This is a genomic window from Pseudomonas peli (assembly GCF_050563605.1).
In the GTDB taxonomy this organism is placed as follows: Bacteria; Pseudomonadota; Gammaproteobacteria; order Pseudomonadales; family Pseudomonadaceae; genus Aquipseudomonas; species Aquipseudomonas peli_A.
Window position 1 is genome coordinate 90006 of the sequence record NZ_JBNXUH010000001.1, and the last position, 16783, is coordinate 106788.

General features: G+C 64.8%; 14 protein-coding genes and 2 riboswitches. All 14 genes read right to left on the bottom strand.

What is annotated here, in order from left to right; all coding sequences use genetic code 11:
- Window position 1 precedes the first annotated feature (1 nt).
- Window positions 2-517: a DUF3617 domain-containing protein gene (locus tag ACQ4LH_RS00435; RefSeq protein ID WP_430695344.1), complete on the bottom strand. Its 516-nt coding sequence runs from the start codon at window positions 515-517 to the stop codon at window positions 2-4.
- Between the two features lie 46 nt (window positions 518-563).
- A complete protein-coding gene (locus ACQ4LH_RS00440; RefSeq protein WP_430695345.1) occupies window positions 564-1064 on the bottom strand; it encodes a GNAT family N-acetyltransferase in 501 nt (166 codons plus the stop codon).
- A gap of 131 nt (window positions 1065-1195) precedes the next feature.
- Entirely contained in the window at window positions 1196-1618 is a 423-nt protein-coding gene (locus tag ACQ4LH_RS00445; RefSeq protein ID WP_090250993.1) for a DUF1850 domain-containing protein, read from the bottom strand.
- On the bottom strand, window positions 1615-3642 hold the full coding sequence (locus ACQ4LH_RS00450; protein WP_430695346.1) for a TRAP transporter permease: 2028 nt from the start codon (window positions 3640-3642) through the stop codon (window positions 1615-1617). The genes ACQ4LH_RS00445 and ACQ4LH_RS00450 overlap by 4 nt, the downstream gene beginning before the upstream one ends.
- A gap of 155 nt (window positions 3643-3797) precedes the next feature.
- Window positions 3798-4751, bottom strand: a complete 954-nt coding sequence (locus ACQ4LH_RS00455) for a TAXI family TRAP transporter solute-binding subunit (RefSeq protein ID WP_430695347.1) — start codon at window positions 4749-4751, stop codon at window positions 3798-3800.
- Between the two features lie 402 nt (window positions 4752-5153).
- Window positions 5154-6506, bottom strand: coding sequence for a sigma-54-dependent transcriptional regulator (locus tag ACQ4LH_RS00460; protein WP_430695348.1), 1353 nt, complete (start codon window positions 6504-6506; stop codon window positions 5154-5156).
- A gap of 60 nt (window positions 6507-6566) precedes the next feature.
- On the bottom strand, window positions 6567-8321 hold the full coding sequence (locus ACQ4LH_RS00465; RefSeq protein ID WP_430695349.1) for a sensor histidine kinase: 1755 nt from the start codon (window positions 8319-8321) through the stop codon (window positions 6567-6569).
- 57 nt (window positions 8322-8378) lie between these two features.
- The gene (locus tag ACQ4LH_RS00470) at window positions 8379-9398 is read right to left on the bottom strand and encodes a FecCD family ABC transporter permease (RefSeq protein ID WP_430695350.1); all 1020 of its coding nucleotides are present in this window, start codon (window positions 9396-9398) and stop codon (window positions 8379-8381) included.
- Window positions 9395-10348 carry an ABC transporter substrate-binding protein gene (locus tag ACQ4LH_RS00475; protein WP_430695351.1) on the bottom strand — a complete coding sequence of 318 codons (954 nt, stop codon included), beginning with the start codon at window positions 10346-10348 and terminating at the stop codon, window positions 9395-9397. Before ACQ4LH_RS00475 ends, ACQ4LH_RS00470 begins: the two co-directional genes overlap by 4 nt.
- Window positions 10345-11115, bottom strand: coding sequence for an ABC transporter ATP-binding protein (locus ACQ4LH_RS00480; protein ID WP_430695352.1), 771 nt, complete (start codon window positions 11113-11115; stop codon window positions 10345-10347). Before ACQ4LH_RS00480 ends, ACQ4LH_RS00475 begins: the two co-directional genes overlap by 4 nt.
- On the bottom strand, window positions 11115-13226 hold the full coding sequence (locus tag ACQ4LH_RS00485) for a TonB-dependent receptor (protein ID WP_430695353.1): 2112 nt from the start codon (window positions 13224-13226) through the stop codon (window positions 11115-11117). Before ACQ4LH_RS00485 ends, ACQ4LH_RS00480 begins: the two co-directional genes overlap by 1 nt.
- Before the next feature lie 315 nt (window positions 13227-13541).
- Window positions 13542-13746, bottom strand: a riboswitch (cobalamin riboswitch).
- 62 nt (window positions 13747-13808) lie between these two features.
- The gene (locus ACQ4LH_RS00490) at window positions 13809-14525 is read right to left on the bottom strand and encodes a (2Fe-2S) ferredoxin domain-containing protein (RefSeq protein ID WP_430695354.1); all 717 of its coding nucleotides are present in this window, start codon (window positions 14523-14525) and stop codon (window positions 13809-13811) included.
- 78 nt (window positions 14526-14603) lie between these two features.
- A complete protein-coding gene (locus ACQ4LH_RS00495) occupies window positions 14604-15323 on the bottom strand; it encodes a cobalt-precorrin-6A reductase (protein ID WP_430695355.1) in 720 nt (239 codons plus the stop codon).
- Window positions 15320-16522 (bottom strand): precorrin-6y C5,15-methyltransferase (decarboxylating) subunit CbiE, encoded by a 1203-nt coding sequence (gene cbiE, locus ACQ4LH_RS00500; RefSeq protein WP_430695356.1) that lies wholly within the window; start codon window positions 16520-16522, stop codon window positions 15320-15322. Before cbiE ends, ACQ4LH_RS00495 begins: the two co-directional genes overlap by 4 nt.
- A 58-nt stretch (window positions 16523-16580) precedes the next feature.
- A riboswitch (cobalamin riboswitch) is annotated at window positions 16581-16781 on the top strand.
- The last annotated feature ends 2 nt before the right edge of the window (window positions 16782-16783 follow it).

A 16783-nucleotide genomic window follows, 5' to 3' on the forward strand; every position in this document is an offset into this window, starting at 1 on the left:
CTTATTGCGGCTGCAACGTCCCGCAATCCGCCGCCACCCAGCGCGCGTGGCTTTGCATGCTGCTGCTCTGGCCGTCGAAGGTGCCGTTGACCGTTGAGGTGAACTCCTTGTCGCTGACAAAGCGCGTCTCGCCTTCGCCCTCACCGTTGGGGCAGCTAAAGCGGAATTTCCACAGTTCGTCGCTGCGTTCGGTGACTTCATTGCTGCAGCCGGACTCGGGGTCTTGCATGGGGATCTGTTGGGCCTTGATCTGCGCTTCGCTCATGCAGATACGCACGCCCTTGTCGCCCAGCTGAACGCCCTGCTGGGCCATCATCTGCTCCATCATTTGCCGCTGCTCAGGCGGCAGATTTTTCATCTGTTCAAGCATCTGTTCCATCCCCGGCACCGCCTGGCCGCCGACCTGCATATTGTTCGAGCTGATTTCCCAGAGGCCGGGCTGGATATCCACCGCGCTGGCCAGGGCGGGCAGCAGGCAGAGGCTGAGTAACAGGGGTTTGCTAAGAACGCGGCGCATAAGCGGCTCCTGAAATAAGTGGGCGACCCTGCAAGCGTAGACCCTCTTAGGAAGCGTCCGCCTCGACCTCTTCACGATAGATACGCAGGCCGCGCGCCTGGTAGTTGGCCAGGGCGCTGGGGTGATCCAGGCTGCAGGTATGCACCCAGACCCGCGTGGTGCCGGGCCAGGCCCAGGCGGATTGCAGCGCGTGAGTCAGCAGCGGGCCGCCAAAGCCCTGACCGAAGAACGCCTCGGCCAGGCCGAAATAGAGAATCTCCACCGCACCGTCAGCATCGCGCAGCAGCTCGTAATACCCGGCGATGGCGCCCTGGTGATAGGCCACCCAGGTGCGGTGATTGGGCTGCTCGATCAGCTCGCGCCACTGCGCGTCCGTCCAGCTGAGTTTGTCGGTCCACTGCCAGGGCTCGCCGACTAGCTGGTAGAGAAAACGGTTGAGCTGAAACTGCTTGAGCTCACATTCGACCACTCTCAAATCCGTTGGCATCGGCTTGGCGCGGATCTGCTCGGGGTGCTGCATGTCCAGGTAATAGGTGATGGTGCTCATAACATCCTGCTTGTCAGTCAATTTGCTGAAGCTAACCGTTACTGCAAACGAACAAAACCCCCACCGGCCGGGCCAAATGGGGGTTCTCCTCTACAACAACCAAGGCTTGTGGCCCGGGAGCAGACGCAGCCTTAGCCGTCGTCCTGGCCTGCCGCCGAGGCGGCCGGGGAGCTTTGCTCACAGCTCCAGAGTTCCAACGCCGGCTGGGTCGCTTGTGGCGGGCCGAGCCATTCACTCATCGAGTGGCAACGCTGGTTGAAACACAGTTGATAATCCCCTGCCTCGGGGGTTCGCCCCAAACGCAGTGGCTGCAAGGGTGGTAGCTGACGCTGGTAATGCCAGCTGCCCTCGCGCAGTTCGGCGCCGTCTGGAATCTCCATACCGGCCCCGGAACCCTTGACCCGCGCCTCGCCGAGGAGCAATCCCTCAGGCGTCACGCGGTAATCCTCTTCCCAACGAATCTTCTCAATCGTGTGTGTCCAGGCCAGGGTAAAGCTGGGCGTGGGCACTTCTGCCCACACCGCGCCCGCCAGACCCAGGCACAGGCCGATCACGCAGTGGCCAGCTGAGCGCGACGAGCACGCCAGACGTGCTGGGCGATAAACAGCGCCGCCAGGGCGAAGCCGATTTCGTCACTCATCGGCGTGGCCAGAATCAGGCTGGCACCGGCGGCAAAGCCCAGCGCGCGCTCCCACCAGCTCAGTTTGGCCTGCAGGTAACCGGTAAACACCGCGCCCCAGATGCCGATGGCCAGCAGCGCTTTAGCCACCACATAGAGCGTGGCCAGCAGGCTATCGCCCTGCAGCATCAGCGCTGGTTCGTACACCGCCATAAACGGCACCACGAACCCGGCCACCGCGATGCGAATCGCCCACAGGCTGATCTTCAGGCCACTCTCCTTGGCAATCGGTGCGGCCGCGAAACAGGCCAGCGCCACCGGCGGCGTGAGGTCGGCCATGATGCCGAAATAGAACACGAACATATGTGACACGATCAGCGGCACGCCCAGCTCCAGCAACGCCGGCGCGGCAATCGAGCTGGTGATGATGTAGTTGGGAATGGTCGGAATGCCCATGCCCAGCACCAGGCAGGTGAGCATGGTCAGCACCAGCGAAAGGAACAGGTTGTCCTGGCCGATGGCAAGGATGTAACCGGCGAAGGTCGAGGCCACCCCGGTCAGCGAGACCACGCCGATGATCACCCCCACCAAGGCGCAGGCGATGCCCACCGGCACGGCATGCCGTGCACCTTCCACCAGCGCGTGCAGGCAAATCACCAGGGTGTCGCGGCCGCCTTTGATAAACCAGCACACCGCCACCAGCAGCGCCACCACGCCGAACACCACGCCGATGCCGAGCTGGAAGAAGCCGGCGCAGAGCACGCCCAGGGCAATCCAGAAGGCGAAACGCATGACCTTGGACGACACCCGCAGGATGATCGCCGAGCCGAGAATCACGATGGCGGTCAGGGCCAGACCAACCATGCCGGAGAACAGCGGCGTGCGCCCGGAGAACAGCAGGTAGATGAGGATGAACAGCGGAATCAGCAGGTACCAGCGCTCTTTGATCGCCGTCCAGGGATTCGGGCACTGGTCTTTCGGCAGGCCCTGCAGGTTGGCGCGCTTGGCTTCCAGGTGAACCATCCAGAACACCGAGCCGAAGTACAGCAGCGCCGGAATCAACGCGGCCTTGGCCACCTCGAAGAACGGCACGTTGATCGTCTCGGCCATGATAAAGGCCACCGCGCCCATGATCGGCGGCATGATCTGGCTGCCCATCGACGAGGTCGCTTCCACGCCGCCGGCAAACGCCGGTTTGTAGCCGAAGCGCTTCATCAGCGGGATGGTGAACTGGCCGGTGGTGACCACGTTGGCCACGCCCGAACCGGTGATGGTGCCCATCAGCGCCGACGACACCACGGACACCTTGGCCGGGCCGCCGAGCTTGTGGCCGAACAGGCCCATGGCGAAATCGGTAAACAGCTTGATCATGCCGGCCTGTTCGAGGAACGCGCCAAACAGGATAAACAGGAAGATATAGGTGGCCGATACGTAGGTCGGCGTGCCGTACAGCCCCTCGGTGCCGAAGGCCAACTGGTTGACCAGCTGATCGATGGCGTAGCCACGGTGCATCAGGTCGCCCGGCAGGTACTGGCCGAACAGACCGTAGACCAGAAACAGCGCGCAGATCAGCGGCAGGGCAATGCCCATCACCCGCCGTGCGGCTTCGAACACCAGCACGATCAGCACCAGGCCGACGACCATGTCGCTCTGAGTCAGATCACCGGAACGTTGAATCAGATCGGCTTCGAAATACCACTGGTAGAACGCCGTGGCCATGCCGGCCAGGCCCAGTAACCAGGCCAGCGGCTGCCAGGGCTGCTCCTTGCCACGGGCGGGAAAGCAGAGAAACACCACCAGCAGCAGAAAGCCCACATGCACCGCACGCAGAATCTGGCTGGATACCGGGTGGAAGGCCGCGGTGATGATCTGGAAAATCGAAAACAGCAGCGCGACATAAAACAGCGCTTTCGGCCAATCGCTGGGGTTAGCGGCGAGGCCTTGGTTTTGCTCACTCATGAAGGTCACACCCTCGTTACAACGTCGATAGCGCAAGAGTCGCCAACAAAACCTGCCGTGCCCTGCACGCCGGTTTTATTCGCAGCTCTAGCTCGTGTCCGGAGAGGTTGGCGCTGCGCACAGCGCCAACCTACACCTGCAACCCTTCAGCAGCCTTACAGTGCGCCGGCTTCCTTGTAGAAGCGCTCGGCACCTGGATGCAGCGGAATCGGCAGGCCCTTGGCGGCGCCTTCCAGCTTGATGTCCTTGGCCGCCGAGTGGGCGTTGCCCAGGCGCTCGAGGTTGTCGAACATCAGTTTGGTCATCTGGTAGGCCACTTCCTCGGACACGCCGTCATGGCTGACCAGGATGTTGTTGATGGCCACGGTCGCTACATCGCTGTCCTGACCGTCGTAGGTGCCGGCCGGGATCGCGGCAGCCTGGTAGGCGGCGTTGTCGATCTTCGCGGTGATCTCCGCCGGGATGGCGACGAAGGTGATCGGCAGGGTCGCGGCCAGGTCGCGAATCGCTGCCATGCCCAGGCCCGAAGACTGCAGGGTGGCATCCAGCTGACGGTTCTTGATCAGCTCGACCGACTCGGCGTACGGCAGAAACTCGACCTTGCCCATGTCTTCATAACTCAGACCGGCGGCCTTGAAGATGGCGCGGGCGTTCAGCTCGGTACCGGATTTCGGCGCGCCGACGGAGATGCGCTTGCCCTTCAGGTCAGCCAGGGTGGTGATGCCGGATTCCTTGCTGGCGACGATCTGGATGTAGTTCGGGTAGGTGCCGGCAATCGCCCGCAGCTTTTTCAGCGGCGCCTTGAAGCCGGCGTCTTCCACGCCATTCCAGGCATCGGCCACAGAGTCGCCCAGGGCCAGGGCCAGCTCACCACGACCGGCTTGCAGCAGGTTGAGGTTTTCCACCGAGGCTTTGGTCGCTTGTACCGAGGTCTTCGAGCCTTCGATGCCGTTGCTGTACAGCTGCGACAGGCCCACACCAATCGGGTAGTACACACCGCTGGTGCCGCCAGTGAGGATATTGATAAAGGTCGGGGCGGCGAGTACCGCGGTGCTCGCGGTAAAGGCTGCGGCAGCAGCAAACAGGCTGAATCGTTTGGTCATTCGCATGGAAGAATCTCCGTCGTTGTTATGGCTTTATGCAGAGGTTTTCACTGTAGACGCTGCGCGCCACCCAGGCAGCGGTGCAGCGCCGGGACTAACGCAATGGCGAAAAGGAGCAGAGGCTCACGCGAGGCCTGAGCCGAGCGCACAGAGATGGGCGGTTGATGCCGGACGCGGCAAGCGCGCAGATGATGCTGGGCAGTGCATGGGATTCACCTCTTGTCTTTCTTATAGAGACCGAGGCAATCGAGTGCCCGGCTGACAAGAGCTATAGCAGATGCCGTGCCAGTGAGAGAAAAGCCCGCGCTAGAGCCTTTACTCCAATCAGCACTGCCAGCCTGGCGGCTGTAGTAAGCGGAAATCCGCCAGTGAAAAAACTCAGATAAGCGAAATTCCGCCGACTAGTTCTCACTCGTCATCAGCACTGCCGGCCGGCCGATAGCTGCTGCGCTGCAAGCCGTGGCGCTGCATCTTCTCGTTGAGGGTGCGGCGCGGCAGCTGCAGCAGTGCCATCACCTCGGCGATATTGCCCTGGCAGTGCTGCAGGGCGCGATGCAGGCATTGCGCCTCGAAGGCTTCCATCTGCTCGGCCAGCGATTGCACCGGCAGCCCCTCGCCACGCTCCACTTCGCCACTCAAGCCCAGGGCATGGCGTTCGGCGGCGTTGATCAGCTCGCGCACGTTGCCCGGCCAGTCATGCCCGAGCAGCCGGGTCAGCTCGCTGGGTGGCAGGCTCGGCGTCTCACGGCCATGGCGTTGCGCGGCCTGGTTGGCGAAGTGTTCGAACAGCAGCGGAATGTCTTCACGGCGTTCACGCAGCGGCGGAATCCGCAGGGTGGCGACATTCAGCCGGTAGTACAGATCCTCACGGAAACGCCCCGCCTTGACCTCATCGAGCAGGTCCGGCTTGACCGCGCTGATCACCCGCAGGTCGACCTGAATGCTGCGATTGGAACCGAGGCGCTCGAGGGTTTTCTCCTGCAGCACGCGCAGCAGTTTGACCTGCTGGGCCAACGGCAGGCTTTCCACCTCATCGAGAAACAGCGTGCCGCCGTCGGCATGTTCGATGCGACCGATACGCTTGCCCTGGGCGCCGGTAAAGGCGCCGCTTTCATGGCCGAACAGCTCGCTTTCGAACAGGTGCTCGGGAATCGCCGCGCAGTTCAGCGCGACAAACGGCTTGCCGGCGCGGTTGCTGAAATCATGCAGGCAACGGGCAACCCGCTCCTTGCCGCTGCCGGTGTCGCCACGCAGGAGGATATTCACCGAGGTGCCGGCCAGTTCGAGGATCTGCCGACGCAAGGTTTCCATCGGCCGCGAGACGCCGAGCAGCTGCGCCTCGATATGGTCCTTGAGGGCGAACTGCTGACGCAGCTGGCGGTTCTCACAAACTAGGCGGCGCTTGTCCAACGCGCGGCGCACGCTGTCGAGCAGGCGTTCGGGGGTAAAGGGCTTTTCGATAAAGTCATACGCGCCCTGGCGCAGCGCCTGCACCGCCATCGGCACATCGCCATGCCCGGTGATCAGAATCACCGGCAGGTCGCGGTCGCGCTCCAGCACGCTGTCGAGCAGCTGCAGGCCATCGGTGCCGGGCATGCGCACATCGCTGATGATGATGCCGGGGTAGTCACGGTCGACCAGCGCCAGCGCGGCCTGCGCCGTGGCGCAGCTGTGCACGCGAAAGCCGGACAGCTCCAGCCACTGCTGCACCGCCTCGCGGATGGCTGCTTCATCGTCGACGACTATTACGTGCCCGGTCATATCACCTCCTGATCAATCGGCGGCAGTGTAGCCCGGATAAAATCCGGGAAATAACCCGCACTACGCATTCGGCGCTGTCGGCAGGCGCAGGGTAAATACCGCGCCCTGCTCGCCATTGGCCGCCTCCAGGCTGCCGCCCAGTTCACGGACGATGCCGTAGGACACCGCCAAGCCGAGGCCCAATCCGGCACCCACCGGCTTGGTGGTAAAGAACGGCTCGAACACATGGCCCAGCGCCTCGCTGGCGATCCCGCCGCCGCTGTCGGCGATGCTTAGCAGGCACTGTTCAGCCTGGCGCTCGATGCGGATCTGCAACTGCCGCGACTCGCTGGAGGCCATGGCATCCAGGGCGTTATTCAGCAAATTGAGCAGCACCTGCTCCAGGCGAATCGCATCACCCAGCACCCGCGCCTCGGTGTCGATCTCGCTGTGCAGCTGCACCTGTTCGCTGCGCAGGCGCGGCGCCAGCAGCTGCAGCGCCTGCTCCAGCACATCGCTCAAACGCAGGCGCTCACTGAGGCCCGCCGGGCTTTTGCGGGCAAAGGTTTTCAGGTGGCCGGTGAGCCCGGCGATACGTTGCAGCAGGCCATCGATGCGTTGCAGCCCCTCGCGCACATCGTCCTGGCGACCGCTATCGAGCAGCAGACGCAAGCTGCCCAACTGCATCTGCATGGCAGTCAGCGGCTGGTTGATTTCATGGGCCATGGCCGCCGACATCTGCCCCAGCGCGGCCATCTTTGCCGCGTGCACCAGGCCTTCCTGAGCCTCGCGCAATTCGGCGGTACGCAGCGCCACTTCACGCTCCAGGCGTTCACGAATGCCGGCCTGCAGACGCTGAGTCTTACGCCGCTGGGCCAGGTAGAGCAGCAGAAACGCCAGGGTCATCCACACCCCGGCGGCGGCCAGGCGGTAGCTGCGTACGCTGTCGACCAGGGTTTTCGGCTCGTGCAGCAGGTGCAGGGTCCAGCCTTCATCACCCAGGGCCTGGCGCTGCCAGAGGTAGTCACGCGGGCCATCCGGGCCTTCCACTCGGCGCCACTGGCTGTCGCTGTCGATCTGCCGACGCAGCGTGCTGGGCAGCGGCTGCAGCGCCTGTTCGGCGTATTTGCGCACCTCCACCAGCTCGGCGCGGGCCTGCTCGCTCAAGCTGTCGAGGGCGAGAAAGCGCCAGGCCGGGCGGTTGCTGAGGATCACCACCGAGTAGCTGTCCGCCACCAGCAGCACGCCGGGCTGGCTGGCCCATTCGCGTTGCAGCTCTTCCAGCTCCAGCTTGACCACCAGTACGCCGAGCACCGCGCCGTTGTCGTCGCGCACCGCGTGGGAGAGGAAGTAACCGGGGATGCCGGTGGTCACCCCCACCGCAAAATAACGCCCGGAGGACTGGCGTACGGCATCCTGAAAATACGGGCGGAAGGCGTAGTTGTTGCCGACGAAACTGCTCCAGTCGCGCCAGTTACTGGCCACCAGGGTTTCGCCTTGGTCGTTGAGCAGATACAGCACGTTGGAACCGGCGGCGCTGTTGAGTTGTTCCAACCGTTCATTGAGTTTGCTGCGCAGAAGGCTGTCAGTTGGCGCACGCAGCAGCGACTTGATATCGCTGTCCAGCGCCAGCACCTCGGGCACCGAACGGAAGCGCTCGACCAGGGTGTGGATCGACTGCGCATACAGCTGCAACTGCCCACGCGCCTCCACACTGCGCTCCTGCCAGGCACGCTGCTCGGCATAGCGCCCAGCCAGCCAGATGCTCGCCAGCAGGCCGAGTAGAATCAGCAGGACGATCAGGGCAACGCGGTAACGCAGCAGAAAGGCAGACATGCGCGGCTCGCAATGGGGCAGAGCCGGCATGGTAAGACAAAAGCCTGGGGGATGGGCTCAACGCCGCCTCAAGAGCATGACGAAAAACACCCCGCCAATCGCCGCCGTGGCGATGCCGATGGGCAGGTCCTGCGGCGCCAGCAGGGTGCGCGCGGCGACATCCACCCAGACCAGAAACAGCGCGCCAAGCAGCGCACTTACCGGCAGCAGGCGGCGGTGTTCGGCGCCCACCAGAAAGCGCGCGACATGCGGCAGGATCAGCCCGACAAAACCGATAGCGCCACTGAGCGACACCAGCACCCCGGTCAGCAGCGAAGAGCAGACAAACACCAGCAAACGCACCCGCCGTGGCTCCAGGCCGAGGCTGACCGCACTGTGCTCGCCAGCCATCAGCGCATTCAACGCCCGCGCCAAACCGAGCAACAGCAGCAAGGCCAGCGCCAGGCACAGCGCCGGCAGCCATAGCAGTTCCCAGCGCGCCAGACCGAGGCCGCCGAGCATCCAGAAAATCACCGAACTGGCGGCATGGTGATCGCCAAGAAACAGCAACAGGTTGCTCGCCGCCATCATCACAAACGACACCGCCACCCCGGCCAGCAGCAGGCGGTCGCTCTCCAGCCGACCGCCGCGACTGGCAATCGCCAGCACCAGCAGCATGCTCACCAGCGCGCCGACAAAAGCCGCAAGCGGCAGGCTGAGCAGGCCGATAAATTCACCGAGGTACAGCACCACAATCACCGCACCCAGCGCCGCGCCAGAACTCACACCGAGCAGATGTGGGTCGGCCAGCGGGTTGCGGGTGACCGCCTGCAGCGCCGTGCCGACCAGCGCCAACCCGGTACCGACCAGCGCGCCGAGCACCACCCGTGGCGCGCGGATCAGCCAGACGATGCTGTCCTGAGCGCTGCTTACTGCCTGCGCCGGCTGCAGATCAAACAGGCGCTTACCAAGAATCTCCAGCACGCGCGGCAAGGGCACTGGCGCAGCGCCAAAACCCAGCGAAGCAGCGCAGGACAACGCCAAAGCCAAGGCCAGCAACAGCAGCAACAGGCGGTAGGCGCGCGGGCTGCGAATCATCGGGCAAACGCCTGCGGATGCAGCGCGGCGGCCAGGGTTTCGATGGCGGCGGCGTTGTCCAGGCTCGGCGTGACAGCCAGGTACGGCAGCACCACAAAGCGCTGTTCACGAATCGCCGTCAGCCCCTGCAAGGCCGGATGCTGCAGCAGAAAGTCACGCTTCTGCGCCGCGCTGCGCTCGCCGTAATCGACGATCAGAATCACCTCGGGGTCGCTGCTGATCACCGCCTCCCAGCCCACCCGCACCCAACTCGCGGCCAGCTCATCCATCACATTGCGTCCACCCGCGGCCTCGATCAGCGCCTGTGGCATGGCCAGGCGGCCGGCGGTAAACGGGCTTTCCTCGCCGCTGTCGTAGAGAAACACCCGTGGCGCCGGGCCACTGTCGGCCAGGCGCTCACGCACCGCCGCCACCCGTTGTTGCATGCCCTGCACCAGCGCTTCGGCGCGCGGCTCAACGGCGAAGATGCGGCCGAGGTTGTGCAGGTCGTTGTAGACATCCTCCAGGCTGGCCACCCGGCGTGGCATGACATGGGCACAGGACTCGCTCAGCTCGTACACCGGGATGTCGAATCGCGCGAGGCTCGCCGGGGTGACTTCACCGCCGACGCGCATGCCGTAGTTCCAGCCGGCAAAGAAGAAATCCGCCTCGGCGTTGAGCAGGTTTTCCAGCGACGGGTGCCGCGCGGCCAGCTCAGGCAAATCAGCCAGCTGCGCCATCAGCTCGGGGTTGGGGGTTTTCCAGGCGCTGATGCCGCTGTAACCGACCATCCGCGATTTCAGCCCAAGGGCCAGCAGCATGCCGGTCAGGTTGATGTCCTGACTGACTGCGCGCTGCGGCGGTTGCTCGATGGTCAGCTGACGGTCGCAGCTGGTGACGGTAACCGCCTGGGCGGACAGGGCCGCGCCCAGCAACGGCAGGCACAGGGCGTAACGCAGAAGACTGTTCATGGATTGATCCAGGTAATACGCGGGTGCCCCGCGAGGGGATGACGGTCGACCAGCGCCTGCACGCCATACACCTCGGCCAGCAGCGCTTCAGTCAGCACTTCGGCGGGGGTGCCGCTGGCCACTACGCGGCCGTGGTCGAGCACATACAGGCGGTCGCAGAAGGCCGCCGCCAAATTGAGGTCGTGGAAGCTGGCCAGAGTCGCCAGGCCGAGGGTCTTGATCAGCCGCAGCAGCTCCAGCTGATAACGCGGGTCGAGGTGGTTGGTCGGCTCGTCGAGGATCAACAGCGTCGGCTGCTGCACCAGGGCGCGGGCCAAAAGCACGCGCTGCTTCTCGCCGCCAGAGAGATGGGCGAAAGCCTGGCGCTTGTGATCAGTCAGGCCGACCCGCGCCAGGGCCTGCTCGACCAGAGCAAAATCGGCCTGGTCATCACCATCGAACAGGCCCTTGTGCGGCGTGCGGCCCATGGCGGCGACTTCGGCCACGGTCAGGCCGAAGTCCTGGGGAAACTCCTGCAGCACCACCGCCACCCGTTGCGCACACCAGCGCGGCGAACGGCTCCACAGCGCTTCGCCGTCCAGCTCGACACGGCCCTGATCGGGCCGCTGAAAGCGATAGGCGCAGCGCAGCAGGCTGGTCTTGCCGCTGCCATTGGGGCCAATCAGGCCGACCAACTGGCCATCGCCGACCGCCAGTTCGATGCCTGCGAGCAGCGCCTGCTCGCCATTGGGCGACCAGGCCAGCTCGCTGATCTGCAAGCGCGGCATCAGAAACGGTAATCAGCAGTGACGAACAACGAACGCGGTGCGCCCAGGTACCACTGCTGGCCATCGCTGCTGCTGGTAGTGGCGTACTGGCGGTCGAACAGGTTGTTCAGCTCCAGGCCCAGACGCACATCCGCCTGCACCTGCCAGCCGATATTGGCATCGACCACGGTGTAGCTCGGCAGCGCCACGGTGTTCGCCGTGTCGGCGTAGCGCGAATCGACATAACGCGCGCCGATCCCGGCCTGCACCTGCTCGCTCAGCGCTTTGCTCAGCCACAGGTTGGCGGTGCGCCGTGGCACATTGGTCGGCCGATTGCCGCTGCGGTCACCCCCGGCCTCGCGGAAGTCGTCGTACTCGGCGCGCACCAACGCGGCGTTGGCCGACACCTGCCAACCATGCCCCAGCGCTAGCTCCAATGTGGCTTCCAGACCATCGGAAGACTGCTGGCCGATCTGTTCGGTCGGCGCGGTCAGGGTGGCGCGGCTGAGCAGCTTCTCCTTGACGATATGGTAAGCGGCTAGTGTCCATTCGCCCTGGCCATTCCAGAACGCCTGCTTGAGGCCGATCTCGGTCTGCTTGGCCTCGCTCAGGTCGAACTGCTGCTGACTCGGATTGAGCGTGAGCAGGTTGCTGACGCCCTCGGTGCTGGTGGCGTACTGGCCGTACAGTGACAGCTCGGGCGTGACCTCGAAGACCAACCCGGCGCGCCAGTTATCGCCGCTCAGGCTGCGGTCCGTACGCGAGTCATCGACCAGGTTGCTGCGGTCGATATGTACCTGATCGCGGCGCAAGCCAGTGACCAGCGACAGGCGCTCAGTCAGCTGAGTACGGTTCTCGGCGAACAGCGAGAACTGCCGGGCCAGATTGCGCTCACGCGGGCCGTAACCCAATGGATCGGTGCTCTGGTACTGACCGCCACCTGAGCCGGCGAGCGGCACGCTGTCGCTGAAACTGCTACCGAAATCATGCGGGCGGGCGAAGTGAATGCGGTTGTAGTCGGCACCGACTACGGTGCGGCTATCCAGGCCGAACAGGGCGTGCTCAAGGGTGAAGATCTGGCGGTCGCCGACCTGCTCCTGGGTGTGCTTGATCTCGTAGAAGTCGCTGCGCTCGACCTGATCACCCGGCTGCCAGCGGTAGGTCTCGGCATTGCGCCAGTAGCGCTGGGTTTTGATGTAGTACAGCTGGTTGCTGGCGGTCAGTGCGTCGTTGATCCGCCAGTCACTGACCAGCCGGGTGATCTGGTCGTTGTAGCGAATATCGGCGTTATCGACGTTGTAATTGCGCTCGCGCAGGCTTTCGCGGTACTTGCCGGCGACCAGCGGCGTGCCCAGGTAACGCTGCGGGTCCTGATCACCCTGATCATGGGACAGGGTAAAACTTAGCGCATCGCTGGCATCCCAGCGCAGGGCCGCGCTCAGCGCCTGGCTCTGCGACTCGCCGTGATCGACCCAGCCATTGCTGGCCTGCTGATTGAGGTTGAGGCGGTAGCTCAGCGTATCGCTTAGCGAACCACCGCTGTCCAGCGCGGCCTGGCGGCGGTCGTCGCTGCCGTAGCCGAAGCGCAGCTGGTTGCTGATGGCGCCGCTGAACGGCTTTTTCGGCACCACGTTGATCACCGCGCCGGTCGCGCCTTCACCGTAAAGCACCGAGGCCGGGCCGCGCAGCACGTCAACGCGCTCCACCGACCAGGTGTCGACCGGGAAGGTCACCGTGCCGGCACCGATGTACTGGCGGGTGCCGTCGTACAGCTGCATGACGGCCGAGTGCCCGGTAAAGCCGCGCGCCGACAGTGCGGTGCCGCCATTGCCAGGGCTGCCGATGCTGCTGATGCCGGGGGTGCGGGTGACCGCGTCCTGCACGCTGAGGTTGTTGCGCCCGCGCACCTGCGCGCCGCTCAGGCTACTGGTGCTGGCCGGGGTTTGCAGGGCGCTCAGGCCCAGGCGCGAACCACTGCTGGTGGGCGTATGCAGATCGCTTTCGCCCTCCGCAGCCGCCTTGGCCTGCACGGTCGTGGCCGGCAGATTGACCGGAGACTCGCCCGCCACAGCCGTACCGGCCAGGCACAGGGCAAGGGAAACAGAGAGTTGAGACAGGGGATAGCGCGCCATGATGCTTCCATCGCAAAAGGGATAGGCACGGCAATCCCGATGGAAACGCGCAACAGCAAAACACGGGCGCGCAGGCACCCACGATCGGCGTCAACGCCCGCCCACCGCGGGTTGCCAAACAGTTGGGGGTTGCCGCAGCGTGGTAAACGCAGCGGCCAACATCCCTAAGAACCTGTTTACGATTCCGCGAGCTAGAGCAATGCAAGGCAAAAAGAGGCAAGGAAGCGGACTGGGCTCGCACACGAGTGTACTTTTGTACATGAGCATTCCGAGCCTGTTTTTAACGCAGCAGTGCCGACGCGCAGCAGATCGTAAACAGGTTCTAAGAATCAGGCCGGTCTCCGGGCTTGCGAGGGTCATGAAGCCATCGCCTTCCCATGCAGAAACTGCACAGTGGCATCGTGATGACTTCGCTCGCTTACCGTTGCGGGGGCAGCGTCGGACTGGCCAAAAGGGCGCACCGACTTCCCGTTTAATCTTACGCACGGCGGCGTAAGACACCTGAAACGGCGCGGATATGACCATTCAGGCCGATCCGCGTCAAGTTTTTAGCTGTTACCGAATGGCTCTACAGCGGTCTTTTCAGCCCTGATCGATACGCAGCTCGGGCACGGCGCGGCCGGCCACCAGACGCTCGTCGACCAGGCGGATCAGCTCGGCTTCGTCGCGCACGCGAAACCACTCGCCGGCCGGGTAGAGACTGGCGGTCGGACCCAGATCACAGGGGAACTGGCACTGCGTACGGGTGATATGCACCCCGCCTTCGCACTCCAGTTTGCCGGCGGCCTTGAGGCGTTGGCGCAGGGTTTTCCACAGGTCCAGCGCGCCACGCCGGGTGCAGCGCGGGCCGTTGCACAGCAGCAGGCGCTGCGCGTGCGGCGGAATCTGCGACCAGGCGTGATGCCCGGGCACAGGGGCCACACCGACACAGGGCAGGTGCAGCTCAGGGCGCTCGATCAGCGCGCAGGCGGCCTCCACCGGCAAGCCCTCGGCCTGGCCAATCGCGCTGGCGACAAACAACTGCTCAGGGTTGGCCTGCTGGCAAAGTTCGCTGCGCAGCCAATCGAGATGCGGGCTGCTGCTCTGCGGCTCCAGGTCGATGACCAGCAACGGCCGCTCGCCCTCGGCCACACGCTGCCAGAGCGGCGCATAGCCTGCGCTGGTATCAACGATATCGGCCAGCGCCGCTTCCCCGCGCAGCTCAGCCAGGCGCCTGCGCAGCAGCTCGGCAAACGAGCCCTCGGCCAGGTCGGGGCCGACAAACAGAATGCGGGCGTAGGGCGAAACGGGCGTGGTCATGGCGGCCTCCAAAGCGGGGCGGCAGTCTAACAGGGGATTTTTTGCCTTGGGGGGCAACCGCTCGGCGGCCAACTCGCCCTACAACTGCAGCGCCTCGGCCAGCGCTTCAAGACTGAGAAACTCGCGCTCCACACTCGGTAAACTCGGCCGGCGCAGCAGCAGCACCGGTAGGCCCAGCTCCCGCGCCACCTGCAATTTCGGCTCGGTGGACTGGCTGCCGCTGTTCTTGCTGATCAGCACATCGGTGCCCAGACGAACGAATAACGCGCGTTCCTCATCCAGCGCGAATGGCCCGCGCGCACCGATAATCTCCGCACGCGGCACGCCTTGCTGGGCCGTCAGGCAGCGCACGGTCCAGTGCTGATGCAGGGGAATCTCGTGCAAGTGCTCCAGCGGCTCGCGGCCCAGGGTAAACAGCGGGCGCTGGAAGTCGTTTAGCGCGGCAATCAGACCGGCCCAATCGTCCACTTCGCGCCAGTCATCGCCGGCGCCGGCCTGCCAACCAGGGCGGCGCAGCGCCCAGCAGGCAATCCCGCTCAACTCGGCGGCTCGGGCGGCATTGGTGCTGATCTGCGCGGCATAGGGGTGGGTCAGATCGAGCAGCAGTTCGATGCCCTGCTCGCGGATATACCCCGCCAATCCTTCCGCCCCGCCAAAGCCGCCAACGCGCACCTGGCAGGGCAAGTCATCCGGCACCCGGCCCAGCCCGGCCAGGCTGTAGATGGCTTCGGAGCTTAAACGGCGCGCCAGACGCAGGGCCTCGGTGGTGCCGCCGAGCAGCAAGATGCGCGGGCTCACGGCTTGCGCACCGCCAGCAGAGTGATCGGCAAGGCGCTGCGCCAGGTGTCGAAACCGCCCAGCGGCTGCGCCTGGGCCACGCTGATACGGGTCAGCTCGCCACCCACCTGCTCGCGCCAGGCCACCAGCGCCGCTTCGCTTTGCAGGGTCACGGCATTGGCCACCAAACGCCCGCCCGGTTTCAGGCTGGTCCAGCACTGTTCCAGCACACCGGGGATGGTCACCCCGCCGCCAATAAAGATCGCATCCGGCGCAGCCAATCCGGCCAAGGCTTCAGGCGCGCGGCCGGCCACCAATTGCAAGCTGGGTACGCCGAGGGCATCGCGGTTGTGCTGAATATGCGCCTGACGACCGGCATCGGCCTCGATGGCCAGCGCCCGGCAGCTGGGGTGTGCGCGCATCCACTCGATACCGATGGAGCCACAGCCCGCGCCGACATCCCAGAGCAGCTCATCGGGTTGCGGGGCCAGACGGGCCAGGGTGATGGCGCGCACGTCGCGCTTGGTCAGCTGGCCATCGTGCTGATAGGCGTCGTCCGGCAAACCCGGCGTCAGCGGCAGCAGGCGCGCATCGGCGCCCGCCACACAGTCGATTGCCAGCAGATTGAGATCGGCCGCGCGCGGCAATGCCCAATCGCTGGCCAGACCATCAATGCGCCGTTCCTGATCTCCGCCCAAATGTTCCAAAACGGTCAAACGGCTGGGACCAAAACCGCGTTCACGCAGCAGCTCGGCCACCACCGCCGGGCTGTCGCCGTCATTGCTCAACACCAGCAGCCGCGCACCGGGGAAAATCTGCGCCTGCAGCGCCGCCAACGGCCGCGCCACCAGCGACAACACCGTCACCTCCTGCAGCGGCCAGCCCAGGCAAGCGGCAGCCAGCGACACCGACGAAGGCGACGAAAACACCCGCAATTGCTCGGCCGGCAGCTGCCGCGCCAGGCTTGCGCCAACCCCGTAGAACAGCGGGTCGCCGCTGGCCAGCACGCACACCGGCGTACCGCGCCGCTCCAGTACCGGCTCCAGGTTAAAGGGGCTGGGCCACAGCTCGTGCTGCCCCGGCAGATCGCTGGGCAATAGCGCCAGCTGCCGTGGGCTACCAACGATCCACTGCGCCTCGCCCAGCGCCCGGCGCGCCGCCTCACCCAGGCCGGCATAGCCGTCTTCACCGATACCCACCAGGGTTAACCAGGCCGTCATACCTACTCCTCTGCGCCCGCCCGACGAGCAAGGGTGTCTGCACGTCAAACAAAGCGGGCATAATAGCGCCTTCGTCGGTGCCCGCCGCCATTGTGCATAGGGCCTAAGAGGGAATCCGGAGCGATCCGCTGATCGTGACCGAGCTGCCCCCGCAACTGTAAACAGCGAGTCTGCCGCAACTGTGCCACTGGGTAACCGGGAAGGCCGCGGCAGATAACGACCTGTCAGCCAGGAGACCTGCCGACGACGCTAGTCGCGAGT